At 41.3% G+C, this 20,594-nt stretch carries 16 protein-coding genes; 12 read left to right on the top strand and 4 right to left on the bottom strand.

Translation table 11 applies throughout. The features are described from left to right. Positions 1-4: 4 nt before the first annotated feature. Positions 5-1,267 (bottom strand): DUF1479 domain-containing protein, encoded by a 1,263-nt coding sequence (locus tag FE394_RS14995; protein ID WP_319927168.1) that lies wholly within the window; start codon positions 1,265-1,267, stop codon positions 5-7. A gap of 147 nt (positions 1,268-1,414) precedes the next feature. Beyond that, positions 1,415-2,017, bottom strand: a complete 603-nt coding sequence (locus tag FE394_RS14990) for a hypothetical protein (RefSeq protein ID WP_319927167.1) — start codon at positions 2,015-2,017, stop codon at positions 1,415-1,417. Between the two features lie 729 nt (positions 2,018-2,746). Between FE394_RS14990 and gltS the strand changes: the two genes are divergently transcribed. From gltS to FE394_RS14960, 6 genes are all read left to right on the top strand, one after another. Continuing rightward, positions 2,747-3,952: a sodium/glutamate symporter gene (gene gltS, locus FE394_RS14985; protein WP_319927166.1), complete on the top strand. Its 1,206-nt coding sequence runs from the start codon at positions 2,747-2,749 to the stop codon at positions 3,950-3,952. A 106-nt stretch (positions 3,953-4,058) separates the two neighbouring features. Further along, entirely contained in the window at positions 4,059-4,964 is a 906-nt protein-coding gene (locus FE394_RS14980; RefSeq protein ID WP_319927165.1) for a LysR family transcriptional regulator, read from the top strand. Between the two features lie 57 nt (positions 4,965-5,021). Continuing rightward, positions 5,022-6,263, top strand: coding sequence for a D-amino acid dehydrogenase (locus FE394_RS14975; protein WP_319927164.1), 1,242 nt, complete (start codon positions 5,022-5,024; stop codon positions 6,261-6,263). A gap of 294 nt (positions 6,264-6,557) precedes the next feature. Continuing rightward, on the top strand, positions 6,558-7,904 hold the full coding sequence (locus FE394_RS14970; protein ID WP_319927163.1) for an NCS2 family permease: 1,347 nt from the start codon (positions 6,558-6,560) through the stop codon (positions 7,902-7,904). Positions 7,905-8,165: 261 nt separating this feature from the next. Next, positions 8,166-9,815: a Na+/H+ antiporter gene (locus FE394_RS14965; protein ID WP_319927162.1), complete on the top strand. Its 1,650-nt coding sequence runs from the start codon at positions 8,166-8,168 to the stop codon at positions 9,813-9,815. Between the two features lie 23 nt (positions 9,816-9,838). Next, entirely contained in the window at positions 9,839-10,738 is a 900-nt protein-coding gene (locus tag FE394_RS14960) for a carboxylate/amino acid/amine transporter (protein WP_319927161.1), read from the top strand. Here the strand turns inward: FE394_RS14960 and metR are convergent. Then, complete coding sequence (gene metR, locus FE394_RS14955; protein ID WP_319927160.1) at positions 10,623-11,579, bottom strand: HTH-type transcriptional regulator MetR; 957 nt, start codon at positions 11,577-11,579, stop codon at positions 10,623-10,625. The two genes, FE394_RS14960 and metR, sit on opposite strands and share 116 nt — an antisense overlap. A 108-nt stretch (positions 11,580-11,687) precedes the next feature. Here metR and metE point away from each other — a divergent pair, with 108 nt between their 5' ends. Continuing rightward, positions 11,688-13,967, top strand: a complete 2,280-nt coding sequence (metE, locus tag FE394_RS14950) for a 5-methyltetrahydropteroyltriglutamate--homocysteine S-methyltransferase (RefSeq protein ID WP_319927159.1) — start codon at positions 11,688-11,690, stop codon at positions 13,965-13,967. A 95-nt stretch (positions 13,968-14,062) separates the two neighbouring features. Here the strand turns inward: metE and FE394_RS14945 are convergent, their stop codons facing one another. After that, positions 14,063-14,455 (bottom strand): YidB family protein, encoded by a 393-nt coding sequence (locus FE394_RS14945; protein WP_319927158.1) that lies wholly within the window; start codon positions 14,453-14,455, stop codon positions 14,063-14,065. Positions 14,456-14,850: 395 nt separating this feature from the next. On the opposite strand from FE394_RS14945, the gene ltnD reads away from it, so the two are divergent. The 5 genes from ltnD (at position 14,851) to FE394_RS14920 (ending at position 20,443) form a co-directional block, all read left to right on the top strand. Continuing rightward, a complete protein-coding gene (gene ltnD / locus FE394_RS14940; RefSeq protein WP_319927157.1) occupies positions 14,851-15,759 on the top strand; it encodes an L-threonate dehydrogenase in 909 nt (302 codons plus the stop codon). Further along, on the top strand, positions 15,756-17,021 hold the full coding sequence (otnK, locus tag FE394_RS14935) for a 3-oxo-tetronate kinase (RefSeq protein ID WP_319927156.1): 1,266 nt from the start codon (positions 15,756-15,758) through the stop codon (positions 17,019-17,021). The genes ltnD and otnK overlap by 4 nt, the downstream gene beginning before the upstream one ends. A gap of 168 nt (positions 17,022-17,189) precedes the next feature. Continuing rightward, positions 17,190-17,969 carry a 2-oxo-tetronate isomerase gene (otnI, locus tag FE394_RS14930; RefSeq protein WP_319927155.1) on the top strand — a complete coding sequence of 260 codons (780 nt, stop codon included), beginning with the start codon at positions 17,190-17,192 and terminating at the stop codon, positions 17,967-17,969. A 28-nt stretch (positions 17,970-17,997) separates the two neighbouring features. After that, positions 17,998-18,765 carry a DeoR/GlpR family DNA-binding transcription regulator gene (locus FE394_RS14925; RefSeq protein WP_319927208.1) on the top strand — a complete coding sequence of 256 codons (768 nt, stop codon included), beginning with the start codon at positions 17,998-18,000 and terminating at the stop codon, positions 18,763-18,765. Positions 18,766-19,057: 292 nt separating this feature from the next. Further along, positions 19,058-20,443, top strand: coding sequence for a GntP family permease (locus tag FE394_RS14920; protein ID WP_319927154.1), 1,386 nt, complete (start codon positions 19,058-19,060; stop codon positions 20,441-20,443). Positions 20,444-20,594: the final 151 nt, after the last annotated feature.

Raw genomic sequence — 20,594 nt, 5'->3', positions numbered from 1 at the left:
TTTTTTAACTCAAGCCAAGTCCACGCAAGCCAATGGAGTTTAATTCAGCAGCAGTAAAACGATGTTCCCAGTTTTTTTCATAATCTTCATGCGCAAAATCAGCCGGAGATGTACCATTTTTAAGTGATTCAGCCACGTTATGCGCATACGTCAGATTTCTGTCACATCGAGGAGCCGCAGGAATATACATTACATTCCCCCAACCTTGCTGGTTTTCCACGGGAGCAACGGAATGGATAAGATCACAGTGCCACCAGACGGAATCACCGGCTTGTAAAGATGGAATACTGTATAGCCCACAGGCGAGATGAGGGTGCCATTTTTCAGAAGTCGGTAACGCCTTGCTGGGAGCAACACCGCAAAGCTCATCCTCAGGTACATCCTTCAGCAAAGGCCGTAACAGTATATAAGCGATCGCTTCTGGGACGGGGACAACATGCAAAAGCCCTTGATTGAGCGCCATATCTGACAGCGCTGTCCAGCCTTGAAATGTGCGAAAAACCGAACATCGGGTGGCGTTATCCAACTTATATTCATTTATTTCTGGGCGATAGGCTGCATCCCAAGGATCGTAATCTGCAAATCGGCTATTGAAAATATTTCTGAACACTTTCTGATAAGCAGGATGTAGCCAACGTTCCAAAGCTCCTGAGTCAGTATGTGCCCCAAGCCCCTTCGAAATCGTACCCGGAGGCCTGCGCCGGATTCGATCGGGATAAATCATGCTGACATCAGGATCAAACCAACGTGTTCCATCTGACTCAAATTTCCACAGTCGGTTGAGAAAAGATTGTACTTGAGCGATCTCTTCACTTTGCCGAGCCTGCATTTGTGCCTGCGACCAATAGATGGGATAAATTTCCGGACGAGAGGCTTCAAGGCTGCCGAAATAGTTATCCCCCGCGTTTTGATAAACATCATCAAAGTGATTCAAATCAAGATAATCTCGTATAGATTTATCCCATGCCAACGCAGTATCACGGGGAAAATTCTGTCTGATAACTAAACATCCCCGACGTTTAATTTTCTGTATGGTTTCTGCTGTGACTCGGTTTTCGGCCAAATCACACCAGTGGATCTCCGGCCAGGCACTGCCTGCGTTTTTTTCATCTTCCCGGGCTGCGGAGAGTTCTTGTTCTATTTTGTCGCAAACCTGCTTGAACAGACCTTCAACATCACCAATTTGCTCGCGCATGGCTTGCTTCATCTGGCGGATTTTTTTGCGGTAATCATCAGGAAAGGTAATAGAAGTAAATGATGTATCCATTGTAGCCCCCTATTTATTCACCATAATTTGCTTATCATTTTCGTATGCAGATAGAGTTGAAAGGGCGTCGGGCAAAAAAGATTTGTTCATTATTAAAGGGATAACTTACATAGATTTATATGATATTCCCGAGTATGTTGAGCCTTGTTACAACAAAGCATTTTTGCTGATTATAATCAGGCGATGACGGTGTATTTCAGTATCATATCCCCAACAGAATGTTTCCCACTTTTCAATGAGTTCATCCATTGAAGAAATCTGTGTCAGTGGTCGATCCATTTCCGTCCCATCAGAGACATAGACGTGATAATTTGCTGCGAGAGACCATGCAATCATTATCTGCCAAAAGCGTTTACCATCACCTGTTTGCTCTTCGTCAGTAACAATAATGTTGTAATTTTCTAATAGGTATTTGAAAAACTGCCTTGGGAAACCACTTATAGCATCTTGGTGTTCAGCAGAAAATGTACGCCATACCATAATTTGGGTACATGTTTCTTTATCAATGATAATGTCTCTACGGAATGTAATCATAACTGCATAAACGGTTTCTGGGGTATTACCTGCCGTTATCATACGAAATTGATCTTGCTTGAGTGATTTCACAAAGCGGTATCCATAAGGGACTATGAATCCCGGAAAAGAAAAATCTTTCGCACCATTCTCCAGAAAGGTTTTAGTGTGTTCTCTGTTTTTTTCTGAAATACGTAATTTTTGATTGAATTCTGCATCGTGGATCAAATAAGGCATTGTTTGATCCCCTGTATTGTTATGATTCGACATGTCTTGCCCCCAATCAGTAGAACCACCAGAAAATTGAGTGAACACTGCTTAAGGTTCATTATACATATCCTCGTAATTTTTGAGTGAATATTCATCAATTTTAACCAATTGCCCTGTAAAAAGACAGCGCATAAGTTTTATCGTTCGAAATGTCAGCAAAGCTGCAACCAGTGCTAAATATTGTGTATGGGGACTCATATCCATCTTCTTGTGTTTTTCTGGAGCAATAAAGAATGAAATCTTCTGTGATGCTTCCAATTATTTATAATATGACGGATTTCATTCATGAAGTCATGGTCGTTGAGATAAGGACTAATGTTAATACATTTGAGATTTTTTGAAGGTGATTTTTGCTAGATATATCAAATATATATTTGGTTAGGCTTTTATTATGTGAATGCAAGCCCAATTAAAATTTCTTATTAATCAGTCAGCTCAAAAATAACGCCTAAACACGATAATGACTTAATCGGCATTCTTATCATCCTTTCAAGTAAATATAGGATAATCACGAATATTTAATTTTTAACATTTAATGACATAACTACGTTTTAAATCATATTAAGGTTAACTAAAAGTTATAGATACCCAATGAAAACTCATTATTAAATAAACGTTAACCAAAGTAATTTAATTCATCACTGATGTTAGATAACGATAGTGAAGGGTCTGGTAAACTAACGTGAGGTAAAAATAATGATTCTAGATGCCAGTTATACATTATTAGTGGCATGCTTAGCGCTACTAATTGGTATGTTTGTTGTAAAATTTACCCCTTTCCTACAAAAAAATCATATTCCAGAAGCCGTTGTTGGTGGTTTTATCGTTGCTATTATTCTATTGATTTTTGATAAAACAGCTGGTTATACATTTACATTTGATACTTCGTTACAAAGTTTGCTAATGATTAGCTTCTTCTCCTCTATCGGGCTAAGCTCTGATTTTTCTCGCTTACTTAAAGGCGGCAAACCACTTGTATTACTGACTATCGCAGTCACAGTCCTTATTGCCATCCAAAATACCGTAGGTATGGGTATGGCTGTGATGATGAATGAAAGTCCGTTCATCGGCTTAATTGCGGGATCTATCACATTAACAGGTGGTCATGGTAACGCCGGCGCTTGGGGACCTATTTTAGCCGACAAATACGGTGTGGTGGGTGCAGTCGAATTAGCCATGGCCTGTGCGACCATGGGGCTGGTATTAGGGGGATTAATTGGTGGACCTGTCGCAAGACACCTATTGAGAAAAGTCGCTATACCCAAAGCGACAGAACAAGAACGTGATACTATTGTTGAAGCTTTTGAACAACCTAGCGTTAAAAGAAAAATCAATGCGAATAATGTGGTTGAAACCATTTCAATGATGATCATCTGTATTATCGTGGGCGGCTATATCAGTGCTTTATTTAAAGATACTATTCTTCAAATGCCAACCTTCGTATGGTGTTTATTTATCGGTATCATTATTCGTAACGTGTTAGCCCATGTTTTTAAACACGAGGTTTTTGAGCCAACCGTGGATGTTTTAGGAAGTGTGGCCTTATCGCTCTTCTTAGCGATGGCATTAATGTCATTGAAATTTGGTCAACTGGCTGGCATGGCGGGTCCAGTATTAGCCATCATCGCAGTACAGGCCGTCGTTATGGTGTTATTTGCTTGCTTTGTGACATTCAAAATGATGGGCAAAGATTATGATGCGGTCGTTATTAGTGCGGGGCATTGTGGTTTTGGTATGGGGGCAACACCAACCGCCATTGCGAACATGCAGACGGTAACTAAAGCCTTTGCACCGTCACATAAAGCTTTCCTCATTGTACCCATGGTTGGTGCCTTTATTGTCGATATTTCAAACAGTATTTTGATTAAAATCTTTATCGAAATCAGCACCTACTTTGCCTAGTAGTACCGGAGCAGTGGTTTGACCATAACAAACGTATATGGGGTGAATCACTGAATTTCATTTATTTCCTTCCCCAAAATTCATAGCAACTTGTAGGTCACGAAGGATGAAGTTAAGACACCTCGATATCTTTTATGCCGTGATGACTTGCGGCTCATTAACCCGGGCGGCGGAAGTTTTACATATATCTCAACCTGCTGCCAGTAAGGCGCTTAAGCATGCCGAACAGCAATTAGGCCTTGTTTTATTCCAACGTATCAGGGGGAAATTATTACCGACTGATGAGGCATTACTTCTATTTGATGAAGCAAAAGAGGTTTACCGAAATTTAGACCGATTAAGAATTTTGGCACAAAATTTGTCCAAAAATCCGCATGGGAAGTTGGCAATTGGTTGCTTGCCTAGCTTAGGTTTGAGTTTAGTACCGGAAGTCACCGCACAGTTTATAAAAAAACACCCTAATATAAAATTAACCATTGGTACTCATCATACTGCCGATATTTTGCAATTATTAACGCAACAGGATTTAGATATCGGTATTGGCTTCAATCTGGCTATTGAAGGTGGTATTACAGTTCTTCCTATCGCCGAAATTCCTCTTGTGTACGTCGATAATAAAAAAAAGCAATCGCCTGTTTCATTAGCTGATATTGATAAAGAACGTTGGATTCATCCGGGCTCTGATTCTCTCGCACAATTATTACAGCAGTATCATGAATTTTCAGCCTCCAATATTAGTGTTCATACTTATCATATGGCAGCGGAGTTTGTGCAAGCAGGGTTAGGATGCAGTATCACGGATATATTTTCCGCTGAACATACCTTGCCTGAATTCATGATCTACCCTTTAAAAGAAGACTTACATTTATCAGTATCCGTTTTCCATCGTGCAGACAGGCCCTTAACTAAAGCGTCTCAAAACTATGTAAATACTTTGTCATTAATACTCGAGAGAAGAAATAAACTAGTTAACCAAAAGTTATACTCCGGAAATAAAAACTCAATTGTTTAGCTGACCTATTCGCCGTTAAATAATGACTCTTCAAGTTATTATTGGTTGCGGATGATTATGAAAAAACATGTGGTGGTTATTGGTGCAGGTGTGATTGGATTAAGCACTGCATATGCTTTAATTAAAGCAGGTCAAATCGTCACTCTGCTGGAATCAGAATCAGAAGTTGGTATGCAAACCAGTTTTGCTAATGGTGGACAGCTCAGTTATCGCTATGTCTCTCCTCTTGCGGATGCAGGAGTGCCATTACAGGGTTTGCTCTGGATGGGTAAAGATGATTCACCGCTAAACTTAAATATTCAGTGCTCTTTGCCGCAGTGGTCTTGGTTAGTACAATTTACTCTGGCCTGTAATCGAAAAACCAATAAAATTAATGGCGCTCACCTGCTGCGACTTTCATTATTAAGCCAAGAAACCATGAACGCATGGCGCTCGAATGGCGATATTGATGACTTCGTATGGGAAAAGTCAGGTAAATTAATTATTCACCGCGATAAAAAAAGTTTTCAAAAAGCGTGTGAAACTATCGATAACCAATTTCAGCAAGTTTTGGATGCACAAGAGATTGTTTCTTTAGAGCCTTCATTAAAAAATATTCAGTCACAATTGATTGGTGCCATTTATGCGCCAGACGATGAAAGTGCAGATTGTTACTTATTTTGTAAAAAACTGCTGCAATATTTATCAACACAACCACAATTTAATTTGCTTTTACAACATTCAGTTAAATCATTTATTCAAGACAATAATCGCATTATTGGAGTAGCCACTCATCAAGGAACTATTCTTGCTGATGACATCATTGTTTGTGCCGGAAATGGAAGCCGAGAGTTATTACAACCACTTGGAATCAATGTACCTATGTTGGGTTTAAAGGGCTATAGCTTAAGCGTACCTTATCCACAACAAGCACATATTGTACCGAAAATAAATGTAACCGATTATGGCAATAAAATTGTATATGTTAAATTAGATAAACAATTACGCATCGCTGCGATGGTCGATATTGGCTATGATAAATTAGGATTACGTAATAATAGAATTACGGCGTTAAAAAACATTATCAAAAAAACTTTTCCAGAACTACCGAATTTGGATGACGCAGAAACATGGAGTGGTTTACGTCCATCAACACCAAAAGGTCCACCGATTTTAGGTAAAACAGACTATGCCAATCTATGGTTAAATATTGGCCACGGTAGTTTAGGTTTCACATTAGCCGCAGGAAGTGCTGTGATACTCAGCCAATTAATTACAGAACAAACTTCACCTATTTCTTTAGCAGGATTAACGAGGTAGTACATATCATGCCGTCGCCGCAGGGGAGATCATGCCATTATGGTTAGAATTTGCGGTTATCACTTGATTCTCATCCCTGATTAGCCGGATAATCATTCGCTTCAATTTTCCTCACCATTTTTTGCCTGATAAGCCAAACGATTGCGCAAGTAAACGGCTGAACCAACGAGTACAGCACGGATCTTTGTTATCTTGTGACGTAATCGTTTTCGTGGGGCAATCTGATGGCAAAAAGTGGTGGGAAGTAGCGATAAATGTTAACGCATAATATTCAACAGAAAGCAGGGGAAAAACATGTCTGGTATGCAGGCGCGAACTCAATGCAAACTCGATAAGTATTTTAAGATTACTGAACGCGGTTCAACGGTACGTCAGGAAGTTCTCGCCGGATTAACGACGTTTTTGGCGATGGTTTATTCCGTTATTGTGGTGCCGGGTATGCTTGGACAAGCCGGCTTTCCTCATACCGCCGTGTTTATTTCTGTCTGTCTGGTCACGGGTGTCGGCTCATTATTGATGGGACTGTGGGTTAATTTACCGATGGCAATTGGCTGTGCGCTTTCATTATGCACATTTACTGCGTTCAGTTTGGTATTGGGACAGCAAGTGAGTATTCCTGTTGCGCTTGGTGCGGTTTTCCTGATGGGATGCCTGTTTACGTTGATTTCAGTCACGGGTGTGCGAGCGTGGATTTTACGCAATATACCCATGGACATTGCACATGGGGCAGGGATTGGTATCGGGCTGTTTCTATTGCTGATTGCAGCCAATGGTGTTGGTCTGGTGATAAAAAATCCACATGAAGGTCTGCCCGTCGCTTTCGGTTCATTGACCGCTTTTCCCGTGATGATGACGCTATTGGGGCTGGCGGGAATTATTGGTTTAGAGCGGAGAAAAGTACCGGGCAGTATTGTGCTGGTGATTATTGCTATCTCAATTATCGGTTTGATTTTTGATCCGACCGTAAAATATCAGGGATTTTTTAAACTCCCTACCGTGGGAGAAGATGGTTTATCCCTGATGTTCAGTATGGATATTATGGGCGCTTTACAGCCTGCTGTGTTACCCAGCCTTTTGGCATTGGTAATGACGGCGATATTTGATGCGACAGGGACAATTCAGGCAGTGGCAAGTCAGGCAAATCTGCTGGATAAGAGAGGCCAGATTATTAACGGTGGTAAAGCACTGACTGCGGATTCTGCATGCAGTATTTTTGCGGGAGCTATCGGTTCTTCTCCGGCCGGCGTTTATATTGAATCCGCCGCTGGAACGGCTGTTGGCGGCAAAACGGGTTTAACTGCCTCGGTTGTTGGTATTTTGTTCCTATTGATTTTATTCCTGTCCCCGCTGTCGTATTTAGTTCCTGCTTATGCCACCGCACCCGCTTTGATGTATGTCGGATTATTAATGCTGAGCAATGTGCGGAAACTGAACTTCAATGATTTTGTCAGTGCGATGTCGGGCTTGCTGTGCGCAGTGTTTATTGTACTGACTTGCAATATTGTGACAGGAATTATGTTGGGCTTCAGTACGCTGGTTATGGGACGTGTTTTCTCTGGTGAATGGCGTAAGCTGAATGTCGGTACGGTCATTCTTGCCATCATATTGGTTGTATTTTATGCCGGTAACTGGGCTATCTGATCAAAAAACATGCGCAAATGATTGAAGTTTGCGCATCCTCACCTTTGTTAGACACATTTTCAAAATGTGCTAATTTTTCAACACTACCCCGCCGATAAGTATAAAGAATACAAATGACTCGTTGGTCATTGATTCATAATGTGATTGTTTTTTGATTTTCTTTAATAACTGCAATAATTATGGTTATTAGCGCTGTTATTAGGGAAAAAAAACAGTCACAATCTCTTCACCGAAAGATTTTTGGCAATTTGTAAGGGTAACATGGAAATATTCTTTACTATCTTGATCTTGATTTTGGTGGTGTCAGTTTCTGGTGTTCTTACTAAAATGATTCCATTCCGTGTTCCCTTGCCGATAGTGCAAATAGCAATGGGAGCGTTGCTGGCCTGGCCTCATTTTGGTTTACACGTTACTTTCGATCCTGAACTATTCCTTGTTTTACTTATTCCTCCTTTGTTATTTGTTGATGGTTGGAAAACCCCGACCAGAGAATTTTTCCAGCATGGGCGTGAAATCTTTATTTTAGTTTTAGTGCTGGTATTGGTGACGGTTGTCGGCATTGGCTATTTAATTCACTCGTTGCTGCCGAGTATTCCTATTATTGCTGCTTTTGCACTGGCGGCAGTATTATCACCAACCGATGCAGTAGCTCTGTCATCCATTGTTGGAAAAGGGAGTATCCCTAAAAATATGATGAGCGTACTGGAAGGAGAAGCATTGATGAATGATGCTTCTGGTCTGGTAGCGCTTAAATTTGCCGTAGCGATTGCTATGGGAACAATGGCGTTTACCGTCACTGGTGCAACATTGGAGTTTTTCAAAGTTGCTATTGGTGGATTGGTTTCTGGTATTGCTGTCACATTGTTGTACAGTAAATCTCTGCGACTGATGAGCCGCTGGAGTGGCGACGATCCTGCAACACAAATCATGTTCATGATGTTGTTGCCATTCGCCTCTTACATGATTGCTGAACATATCGGTGTATCAGGTATTTTGGCCGCAGTTGCTGCGGGGATGACGATCAGCAAAGCGGGTGTGATCCGCAATGCGCCATTGGATATGCGCTTGCGTGCCGATAACGTTTGGGGAATGCTGGCTTTCGTCTTTAATGGCCTTGTCTTCGTTATGTTGGGACTACAGTTACCGGGCATTTGGGAAACATCTGTGGCTCAGGCAGATCTTGATCCGAATGTTGAAACCTGGATGCTGTTCTCTGCCGTAGGTGTTATTTACGGTGCATTGGTATTGCTGCGATTCGTCTGGCTATGGCTGATGAAAAATATCAGCAAAGTGTCCATGAAGAAAAAACCACTGGAGTTTGTTTCTTATACGACCCGTGAATTGTGGCTGGCTACATTTGCGGGTGTCCGTGGAGCGATTACGCTGGCAGGTGCGCTGTCTGTCCCTCTGTTCTTGCCGGATGGCGATCCGTTCCCGGCACGTTACCAATTGATTTTCATCTCCGCAGGCGTGATTCTGCTCTCGCTGTTTGTAGGGGTTATCGCTTTACCTTTACTGCTGCGTGGTATGAAAGTGGGCGATAAACTGGCGGACTTGAATGAAGTCAGGATGGCAAAAGCTGCAATGGCTGAAGTTGCGATTGTCAGTATGAATAAGATGGAAGAGCGCTTATCTGCCAATACTGAAGAAAAACTGGATGCGGAGGTTATTGGTGAAATCGCTTCCCGGGTTACAGGCCATTTGCGGCGTCGTACTGCCGGTACGGATGAAGCCGAGCATAACCTGATGATTGAAGAGCTGGAGCGTCGTTTCCGTTTAACGGCACTCAGGGCTGAGCGAGGAGAGCTGTATCATCTGCGTGCAACTCGTAAGATTAGCAATGAAACACTACAAACGCTGCTGCATGATCTTGATTTGTTAGAAGCGCTGTTAGTGGGAAAAGATCAATAAACGTAGGTAAAGATCAATAAATCATGTGGCTGTTAACAATCACAACTTTTTTGTGGGCCGCTTCATTTAGCCTGATCGGGGTTTATCTTTCCGGTCAGGTTGATAGCTGGTTTTCTGTACTTGTCAGGGTCGTTCTGGCAGCAATAATATTCTTGCCATTTTTGCGTTGGCGCGGGTTATCGCTAAAAGTCATTGCGTTATATATGGCTGTCGGCGCTTGTCAGCTTGGTGTGATGTATTTGTTTGTATTTCATGCCTATCACTATCTGACCGTGGCTGAATTTTTGCTGTTTACCATTATGACACCGCTCTATGTCACATTGATTTATGATTTGATGGGACGTCATCGACTGCGTTGGGGTTATGCCCTGAGTTCTTTGCTCGCGGTGGCGGGGGCGGCGATTATCCGATATGACCATCTGAGCGAATCTTTCTGGGTTGGCCTGATATTGGTGCAATTGGCGAATATTTTCTTTGCTGTTGGTCAGGTTGGTTATAAGCGCTTGATGGAAATCCACCCGATCCCGCAGCGAGTTGCCTTCTCATGGTTCTATCTGGGAGCATGTGTTGTCGCCATAATCGGTTGGCTGATGTTTGGCGATCCACAAAAATTACCGACAACTCAGTTACAGTGGGGTATCCTGATTTGGTTAGGCGCAGGTGCATCAGGTATTGGCTACTTTATGTGGAACTATGGCGCAACCCAAGTGGATGCCGGAACACTGGCTATTATGAATAACATGCTGGTTCCGGCGGGGTTATTGGTCAATTTCGCAATTTGGCAGCACCACCCTGATTGGCTGAGTTTTACCATTGGAGGCAGCTTGATTGTTGCGTCACTTTGGGTACATCACCGTTGGGTACTGAAAGCCGCTTCACAAACGGTAAATTATCCACCGCGTGCTGGCGCGAAGAACGAATAAAAGTATCAATAGCTGGTTGGCGCTGTTCTCCTTCTCGGTTGGCAGCGTACAATCTGCTCCATAATCCCTCTCCCAGTGTTTTGGTTACAACCAATCCCTGTCTTTCGAATGTCTCCACAGCCCAATGCGGTAGTGCGGCGATACCCAGACGTGCTGCAACCATCTGGATCAATAACAGGGTATTATCAACAGTTTTTAATGTCGGGGTAACCTCAGCAGGCTGGAGAAAACGTCGCCAAATATCAAACCGTTGCCGCTGTACGGGATAAATCAGCAGAGTCTCAGAAGCAAGATCTTGCGGGAGGATATCGCGCTTATTCGCCAATGGATGATCCGGTGCAATCACCAGCTTCACTTCATAGTCAAATAGCGGCGTATAGTGCAGATTGCTGTCCGCAATAATGTCTGATGTCAGGACAATATCCAGTTCTCTCTGTTGCAGTGCAGGCTGGGGATCAAATGTTACACCGGATTTAAAATCCACGTTAACCTGCGGCCAACTCTCACGAAAACGCTTAAGTGCAGGTGTCAGCCACTGGATGCAGCTATGACATTCAATGGCAATACGCAGATTTGTCTCTTCCGGTTCATTGCATTCACGTAAAGAGGCTGTAATCAGGGGCAATACTTGCTCCGAGAGCCTTAATAACACTTCCCCCTGAGAAGTCAGTTTCAGAGGCTGGCTTTTACGAATGAATAGCTTGAATCCTAGCCGGTGTTCTAACTCACTGAATTGATGAGAAAGGGCCGATTGTGTCTGATGCAGATAATTTGCTGCCGCTGCTAACGATCCACAATGATTCAATGCCTGTAACGTTTTTAAATGTTTTATTTCGATCATGAAAAACCTTCAAGTTGATGATGAATAATTTGCGCTTGTGGTTTATACACTACCTGTTGATTATAGAAGTGTAAACATCTAGACGGCTAAAATTTAACGGGTGACGACATGACAGTTTTGAATCATACATTAGGTTTTCCACGTATCGGCTTGAAAAGAGAGCTAAAAAAGGCGCAAGAGAATTATTGGGCAGACAAAATTTCTCAACAAGAATTGTTGGAGACAGGTCGTGAATTACGTACCCGTCACTGGCAACAACAAAAAGATGCGGGTGTTGATTTAGTTCCCGTTGGTGATTTTGCATGGTATGACCAAGTATTGACCACGAGCTTGTTGTTGGGCAATGTTCCTCCGCGCCACCAAAATGAAGATGGCAACATTGATTTGGATACACTGTTCCGTATTGCCCGTGGCCGGGCACCGACAGGTACGCCAGCGGCTGCATCGGAAATGACCAAATGGTTCAATACAAACTATCACTATATCGTCCCTGAATTTCAGGAAGGTCAGGAATTCAAACTCGGTTGGACTCAACTGTTGGATGAAGTGGATGAAGCTCTGGCATTGGGACATAAAATAAAACCTGTTCTTTTAGGCCCTGTGACTTATTTGTGGCTTGGTAAGGTCAAGGGAAAAGCGTTTGATCGTCTATCATTATTGGCCGATATTCTTCCTGTATATCAGCAAGTATTGGCTGAACTGGCAAAACGTGGCATTGAATGGGTACAGATTGATGAGCCAGCTTTAGTACTAGAACTACCAGAAGAATGGCTGGCAGCGTTTTCAACGGCTTATCAGGCGCTTGAAGGGCAAGTGAAATTATTGCTGACGACTTATTTCGATAGCATCGGTCATAATCTGGAGGCAATCAAATCACTGCCAGTACAAGGATTGCATGTTGATTTAGTCGCAGGACAAGATTCTTTGGATAATTTGGTGAGCTTGCTGCCAGAAAATTGGCTGCTCTCACTGGGAGTCATTAACGGTCGCAATGTCTGGCGAGCTGATGTGAGTGAGAAATACCAGCTTATAGCGCCACTGGCAGCTAAAAGAGATGTGTGGATCGGTACTTCTTGTTCGCTTTTGCATAGCCCGATTGACCTAAATGATGAGACGGGATTGGATGAAGAAGTGAAGAGCTGGTTTGCCTTCGCATTGCAGAAATGTGCAGAACTCTCTTTGTTGTCACAGGCGCTGAATACCCCGGCAGGCAGCAAACAGGCTGAACTGGATGCTTATAGTGCGCCGATTCGCGCCCGTCGTAGCTCCACAAGAGTGCATAACTCTGCGGTCGCTGAGCGTCTTTCTGCCATTAAGCCACAGGATAGCGAACGTAATCAGGCATATCCTGAACGCGCAAGACTTCAGCGTCAACGTTATAACTTACCACTGTGGCCAACGACGACCATCGGTTCATTCCCACAAACAACGGAAATCCGTAGCTTGCGGCTCGACTTTAAAAAAGGTCGGGTGGATAGCCAGCATTACCGGACGAATATCAGTGAACATATCAGACAAGCGATTCAAGAACAGGAGCGTCTGGAGTTGGATGTATTGGTACACGGTGAAGCTGAGCGTAACGACATGGTGGAATATTTTGGTGAGCACTTTGACGGTTATGTCTTTACCCAAAATGGCTGGGTACAAAGTTATGGCTCCCGTTGCGTGAAACCACCCGTGATTATTGGCGATATCAGCCGTCCAGAAGCAATTACCGTAGATTGGGCGACATATGCACAGTCTTTGACTGATAAGCCAGTGAAAGGGATGTTGACGGGGCCTGTGACGATTCTTTGTTGGTCATTCCCAAGAGAAGACGTCAGCCGTGAAACTATCGCTAAACAGATTGCGCTGGCTTTGCGTGATGAAGTTGATGATTTGCAAAAAGCAGGCATTGGTATCATTCAGATTGATGAGCCAGCATTACGTGAAGGATTGCCACTACGCAGGGAAGAATGGCAGGCATATCTGGAGTGGGCGGTGGATGCCTTCAAACTGAGTGCAGCAATTGCGGAAGATGACACCCAAATTCACACTCATATGTGTTATTGCGAGTTCAATGACATCATGGAGTCCATTGCAGCACTGGATGCGGATGTGATCACCATTGAAACTTCTCGCTCAGATATGGAGTTACTGGATTCATTCGAACACTTCTCATATCCGAATGAAATCGGGCCGGGAGTGTATGATATTCACTCACCAAACGTACCAAGCGTTGAATGGATTGAAGCATTACTGCGTAAAGCGGCTGATCGTATCCCGGTTGAGCGCTTGTGGGTTAACCCGGATTGTGGCCTGAAAACTCGTGGCTGGCCGGAAACAAGACAATCACTGGCGAACATGGTAGAAGCAGCTAAACGCCTGCGCTCTTCGGTGATTAATTAATTTTAGAATTAATAGATAATTGTATAGATAGATAAAGATAGATAAATAAATAGAAATGCCCGCCACAATAGATGACATGTGGCGGGCAAAAAGCATCATTTACCCAGCAGATTATCTTTCAGCATATTCAAGCCAGCGGATTTTAAATCCAGATTTTCCGGAACCTCACCGTTTGGTGTGGCTTTATCGATTAGATTCGGTAAATGTCTGGAGAGCAAAGAAGAAGCTTCATTGGGGTCTATCCCAATTTTTTCGGCCAACTGTTGTATCGTAGAAGAGCCAAAAATAGAAGAAAGTTGATCCACATGAATCGGTAAATTTTCACCTGAACCAATCCATGAATGGATAGTGCCATCCAGTCCTTGCTGGGAAAACTTTTCAATTAATCCACTCATTCCTCCCTGACCTTCAACCCAGTCCATCATATGCTGGAGTTGCTGATTTTTTCCACTACCCAGCATATTAGCGATTTGATCAAAAAAGCTCATCGTAACTCCCCTTTTGTTGAGGCTTTATCCGGCTAACCAGATAAAACACTTAATTAGGTATGTTTGCAGGAACAAATCAGTAGAAATGTTATGAGATAAAGATGTATGACAGATTTAATTATTACAGTAGCACAATATTTAAAATGCGCTTTATTTTGGGTAATGGGAGGCATCTGGATATTAAGTAATTCTTCTTATGTTATTTATATTTATTCACACAAGTATGTGAAAAACAAAACCTCCTGTTATTGATAAAATCATTTTATATTCATTATGTTATGTTTATTTTCTTATCACATATATAAACTGTGAATGTGATATCCATCGTTTTTTTGTGAAGTTATCTATGTGAAGATAAAAAGGTAACAAATTGTCACACAACACCAGGGAACCTCATGAATAATTCAATACAAAAAATAGGGGTTATAGGACTGGGAGCGATGGGAATGGGAATCGCACAGTCTTTAATAAGAGCAGATATTCCAATTTATGGTTTTGATCTAAACAGTAAAGCTTGTGAACAATTAAAACAGGCTGGTGCGATAGGTGTAGATAGTAAAGCAGATCAGTGGTGTCAGGAGCTGGATGCAATTTTATTGGTAGTAGTTAACAGTGAGCAAATAGAAAATATTTTATTTGGAGGAGAAAAACCGTTAGTTACACAATTTAAGGAAAACACAGCAGTTATTCTGCATAGTACGATTTCTTCTGAACAGGCGAAAAATTTCGCTTATCGTTTGCTCAAATATAACATTCAAATGTTTGATGCACCAATTTCAGGAGGGATATTAAAAGCAGAGCAAGGCCAGTTAACAATTATGGCCTCTGGACCTTCTGAATTGTTCGAACGACTCAAACCAATTTTCAATGTAATGTCTGAACGTCTTTACTACATCGGTCCTGAAGTTGGTCAAGGCTCAATGGTTAAAATGATTCATCAGTTATTGGCAGGTGTACATATTACCGTTGCGGCAGAAAGTATGGCGCTTGCCGCCAAAACAGGTATCTCATTGGACTTAATGTATGACATCGTGACTCATGCGGCAGGAAATTCATGGATGTTTGAAAACCGTGTTCCCCATATTCTAGCTGGAGATTATACACCTAAATCTTCCGTAGATATTTTTGTTAAAGATCTGGGAATTGTTCTTGATGCGGGTAGAGCAATGAAATTTCCGTTGCCAATGGCGACAGCAGCATATCAGATGTTTTTAACTGCTAGCAATGAGGGAATGGGGCAATGGGATGATAGTGCGGTGATCAATACTTTTAAAGGAATAACTTTACCAGAAATAAAGTTATGACTATCAAACTCGGGGTAATTGCTGATGATTTCACTGGAGCAACAGATATTGCCAGTTTTATGGTTCAAAGTGGTTGGAAGGTTATCCAATTATTAGGAGTACCAGATGAAAACACGCATATACCATATGATGTAGATGCTATTGTGGTTAGTTTGAAAAGTCGTTCTTGTCCCGTTAATGATGCGATAGAAAAATCACTGAAATCCTGTCGATGGTTACGGTATAAGGCAGGTTGCCAGCAACTTTTTTTTAAATATTGCTCCACTTTTGACTCAACTTCTGAAGGAAATATTGGCCCAGTTATAGATGCTTTAATGGATGAACTCCAAGCCGATATTAGCCTGATTTGTCCGGCACTTCCTGTTAATGGACGAACAGTAGTAAATGGATATTTATATGTGCATGGAAAATTATTGAATGAGTCTGGAATGCAATATCATCCTACTACTCCCATGAAAGATGCTAATTTGCTCCGACTGATAGAACTGCAAGCAAAAGGACAGGCTGGGTTAGTTGATATTCACTGTGTTCGTCAGGGAAAACAGGCCATTTACTATCAAATGGAATCATTACGTCAGCGTGGTATTCGCTATGCAGTCGTGGATGCCATGAGGATGGAGGATTTATTATCAATTGCTCAAGTTGCATCGGACATGATTCTAGTCACGGGAGGATCGGGTTTAGGGGGAGCTCTTGCTAGTTATCATACAGGAAAAACTTTGGCAGCTTCGATAATTGGAAATGCTCCACCAATTAAAGGCAGAAGGTCAGTTATTCTTTCGGGAAGTTGTTCGGTCATAACAAACCAGCAAGTCAGTGAATATAAGAAAATAGCACCTGCAATGGTGCTGAAGATTGGCGAATGTATCAATAACCCTGAGTATGCAAGTCAATTAGCTGATTGGGTTATCCAGCAACCATCGAATGATTTGGCACCAATGTTATATTCGACACATTCTCCTGAATCATTGAAAATGATCCAGCAACAATATGGGGCAATAAAAGCCAGTAATTCAATTGAATTGGTTTTTGCTGAGGTTGTCAGGAAACTGAAAAGACGAGGATTCAATACGTTTATCGTTGCGGGAGGAGAAACTTCCGCGCAAGTTGTGCAGAGTTTAGAAATCAAACAATTGATTATCGGTACATCCATTTCTCGGGGTGTTCCTTGGGTACATGGTTTGCAGACTGATTATTGGTTAGCTCTGAAATCAGGCAATTTTGGTCACAAAGATTTCTTTTTACATGCACAAACTACATGAACAAAAAATAGGGAGATTTAACGATAAATCTTCTACCGCTTATTGTCTTGTATTACGTCATGTTAGTTGGGAGTAATTTACTACCAGAAGATAACTGAATTGGCCTGAATTCAAAATGAAAAGAGCTGAATAGTTGATAATGCGCATCTCAGATAATAAGGAGTGATGGTGGCTAAATTTTCAGCTAATTTGAGCGTAATGTTTACCGAAATTCCCTTTACTGAGCGTTTTGCCCGGGCTGCAAATGCAGGTTTTAAAGGTGTTGAATTCTTGTTCCCTTATGAAGAATCAATGGAGGAACTTGCAGTATTATTGAAGAAGCATCAACTGACACAAATACTATTCAATATGCCAGCGGGTGATTGGAATAAAGGTGAGAGGGGAATAGCTTGTTTACCCGGTCGCGAGAAAGAATTTATTGATGGAGTGCACAAGGCATTGGAATATGCTTTGGAATTAGACTGTAAACAACTTCATGTAATGGCGGGTAAATTGGGTAATCAATTTACGTTGGAACAACAATACGAATGTTATATTAAAAATCTCCGATACGCTGCGGATGTGATGGCTAAATATGATATCAATGTATTAATTGAACCGATCAATATTCGCGATATACCCGAGTATTTTTTAACAACACAAAAACAGGCTGAATTGTTGTTAGAATCTATTGATCGTAAAAATGTTTTTATTCAATTGGATCTTTATCATTGCCAGATTATGGAAGGTGATTTATTGCGTACGATAGAACGATTGTGGGGGAAATTTAGCCATATTCAAATAGCCTCAGTGCCTGAACGCAATGAACCAGATAATGGTGAGGTGAATTATTTTTGGTTGTTCAGAAAGTTAGATGAGATGGGATATCAAGGATGGCTTGGGTGTGAATATCATCCAGCAGGCCATACGGAAGAAGGGCTTGGATGGTTAATAAAAGCCCAGTCATGATGGTGCGACAATGGCAGTAGGAGAGTTAATGAGTCCCCCGGAGCGCAGAGATTTTATTTATCGTCACTTACATGAACATCGGACGGTTTCTATTGGTGCATTAGTTGAGTTGCTGAGTGTCTCTCATATGACTGTGAGACGTGATATTCGTATTTTGGAGGATGAGGGTAAAGTTATTGGGATTTCTGGAGGTGTTCAGCTCAATGATGCTTTACGGCAAGAATTACCCTGGAGTGAAAAAGCACTTATTAATCATAGGTACAAACGTGCGCTCGGTAAATATGCTGCATCATTAGTAAAAGATGGGCAGGTGGTTTATCTGGATGCAGGAACGACGACATTTGAAATTGCTCAGGTATTGGCAGAACGTTTCAATTTGACGATTGTCACCAATGATTTTTCAATTACTCAATGTTTGATGAATAAACCGCAACTTAATTTATTTCATACTGGAGGGCAGGTCGATAAGCGTAATTACTCCTGCGTTGGGAATACTGCCGCCATGGTATTACGTACTTTGAATGTGGATATTGCATTTATCAGTACCAGTTCATGGGATCTTGAGCATGGAATTTCTACGCCTCATGAAGAAAAGGTTTTTGTAAAACAAACTTTATTGGAAATAGCTCGTAGAAAAATATTGATTTCTGATAGCAGTAAATACGGCAAATATGGCATGTTTCATGTCTGTTCACTTTCAAATCTAAATGACGTTGTGTGTGATGGGCAATTGCCAAAATCAGAACAGCAACAATTACAGGAGATAGGCCTGAAGCTACATATTGTAGATGTATAATAAAAAATCATTATTTAAAAAATATCCTAAAGAAACTATTAAAGAAAATATTTATATGAAAATTATTATTGATTCCGATGGTTTTTGTGGTGGCTATTTTTCTTAATGATAATTATTGGTTGAATGTTGAATGTTGAATGTTGAATGTTGAATGTTGAATGTTGAATGTTGAATGTTGAATAATTAATTATCAATAATGTCAAGTTATTATTTTCCCGGTTGAGATCATTTATTCAATGATGATATTCAGGTGTTTTATCTCTAATAACATAATATTTAATGAGGTTTGAAGATGGCATCTTATATTCCGATCATTGGATTGGGAGTATCGGTATTTACGTTGATTTTTCTGGTCTTACGTACTCGTATTCATGTATTGCTTGCCATGTTGATTGCTGCAGTCATTGCTGGGATTACTGGAGGTTTAACTATAAGTAATGTCGTTGAGGTAATTACGAAAGGATTTGGTTCGACACTGGGTAATATAGGTATTGTGATTGGACTGGGGATCATGATGGGACGGATATTGGAGGTATCTGGTGCAATGGAACAAATCGCTTATAGCTTGATTAGACTTTTGGGGAAAAAGCGAGAAGAATGGGCGTTAGCGATTACCGGTTATATTGTCAGCATTCCCATCTTTGTTAACTCAGCTTTTGTGATCCTATATCCATTAGCAAAAGCATTAGCTAAGAAAGGTAAACGAAATTTATTGACACTGGGAGTCGCATTGGCAGGTGGATTGGTAGTGACTCACCATGTTGTCCCTCCAACTCCCGGGCCACTTGGTGTAGCTGGAATATTTGAGGTTAGCATAGGTTCAATGATGCTGACAGGTATGATATTAGCTATCCCATGTGTGATTGGCATAACCCTTTATGCTAAGTGGTTAGAAACTAAGTATCCTGAATATCAGCTTAAGGATATAGAAGAAAACTCAGAAAATTTGCAACAAATACATAAAAATTATGTGGAAGAGAAAGCCAATAAACAGCTACCGAGTTTACTTCTTTCCCTTTTGCCGATTGTTGTACCAATTGTGCTGATTTTTATTAATGTCATTATTGGAATGTTACAAAGAACTGAAGAGATTACTGATAAAACAAATAATCTTTCTTTTCAGATTATTAATTTTCTTGGAACACCAATTATTGCGCTGTCAATCAGTGTCTTGTTGGCTATTTATACACTAATACCAAAAGCCAGTAAGTACGAGGTGAATGAGTATTTGGAAACAGGATTACAAACGGTAGGTATGATTCTGTTGGTAACAGGAGCAGGAGGTGCATTGGGAGCTATATTAAATGAAAGTGCAGCAGGGGCATTATTGGCACAATATATTACCAGCTTGCCAATAACACCAATTTTGATTCCATTCATTATTTCTACCCTAATGCGTTTGGTTCAAGGCTCTGGTACTGTGGCAATGATAACTGCGGCCTCTATTTCAGCACCTATTATCAGCCAGATACCAGATATTAATATGCTTGTAGCCGCTCAGGCTGTGATGATGGGATCGCTGTTCTTTGGTTTCTTCAATGATAGCTTGTTCTGGATGGTTAATCGGATGATGGGCATTAAAGACGCAAAGCAACAGATGATCGTTTGGTCAATTCCTACCACCATAGCATGGGGAATTGGACTTTGTGGTGTACTGCTTCTTAACCTTGTTATGTAAGTTGTAATAATTCAAATTTGATCTGGCAGTTATTCATATTTATTCGGTGATTGTCAGATTATCTTCAAGCAAAGTTCTTCCCTTCAACTGTGACTTTCATTACCCTTCGCTGTTTCGCTCAAGCAGCGTTTTTCATACGTATTTATCCCGC

The organism is Xenorhabdus littoralis, from assembly GCF_033949345.1.
GTDB classification, from domain to species: domain Bacteria; phylum Pseudomonadota; class Gammaproteobacteria; order Enterobacterales; family Enterobacteriaceae; genus Xenorhabdus; species Xenorhabdus littoralis.
Note: the sequence above shows the minus strand (reverse complement) of the source record. Positions and strands in the feature narration are given on the sequence as shown.

What these genes read in the sequence shown, in the direction of transcription:
- FE394_RS14995 (WP_319927168.1), bottom strand. Translation starts at nt 1,267, where the DNA reads ATGGATACATCATTTACTTCTATTACCTTTCCTGATGATTACCGCAAA.
- FE394_RS14990 (WP_319927167.1), bottom strand. Translation starts at nt 2,017, where the DNA reads ATGCCTTATTTGATCCACGATGCAGAATTCAATCAAAAATTACGTATT.
- gltS (WP_319927166.1), top strand. Translation starts at nt 2,747, where the DNA reads ATGATTCTAGATGCCAGTTATACATTATTAGTGGCATGCTTAGCGCTA.
- FE394_RS14980 (WP_319927165.1), top strand. Translation starts at nt 4,059, where the DNA reads ATGAAGTTAAGACACCTCGATATCTTTTATGCCGTGATGACTTGCGGC.
- FE394_RS14975 (WP_319927164.1), top strand. Translation starts at nt 5,022, where the DNA reads ATGAAAAAACATGTGGTGGTTATTGGTGCAGGTGTGATTGGATTAAGC.
- FE394_RS14970 (WP_319927163.1), top strand. Translation starts at nt 6,558, where the DNA reads ATGTCTGGTATGCAGGCGCGAACTCAATGCAAACTCGATAAGTATTTT.
- FE394_RS14965 (WP_319927162.1), top strand. Translation starts at nt 8,166, where the DNA reads ATGGAAATATTCTTTACTATCTTGATCTTGATTTTGGTGGTGTCAGTT.
- FE394_RS14960 (WP_319927161.1), top strand. Translation starts at nt 9,839, where the DNA reads ATGTGGCTGTTAACAATCACAACTTTTTTGTGGGCCGCTTCATTTAGC.
- metR (WP_319927160.1), bottom strand. Translation starts at nt 11,579, where the DNA reads ATGATCGAAATAAAACATTTAAAAACGTTACAGGCATTGAATCATTGT.
- metE (WP_319927159.1), top strand. Translation starts at nt 11,688, where the DNA reads ATGACAGTTTTGAATCATACATTAGGTTTTCCACGTATCGGCTTGAAA.
- FE394_RS14945 (WP_319927158.1), bottom strand. Translation starts at nt 14,455, where the DNA reads ATGAGCTTTTTTGATCAAATCGCTAATATGCTGGGTAGTGGAAAAAAT.
- ltnD (WP_319927157.1), top strand. Translation starts at nt 14,851, where the DNA reads ATGAATAATTCAATACAAAAAATAGGGGTTATAGGACTGGGAGCGATG.
- otnK (WP_319927156.1), top strand. Translation starts at nt 15,756, where the DNA reads ATGACTATCAAACTCGGGGTAATTGCTGATGATTTCACTGGAGCAACA.
- FE394_RS14925 (WP_319927208.1), top strand. Translation starts at nt 17,998, where the DNA reads ATGAGTCCCCCGGAGCGCAGAGATTTTATTTATCGTCACTTACATGAA.
- FE394_RS14920 (WP_319927154.1), top strand. Translation starts at nt 19,058, where the DNA reads ATGGCATCTTATATTCCGATCATTGGATTGGGAGTATCGGTATTTACG.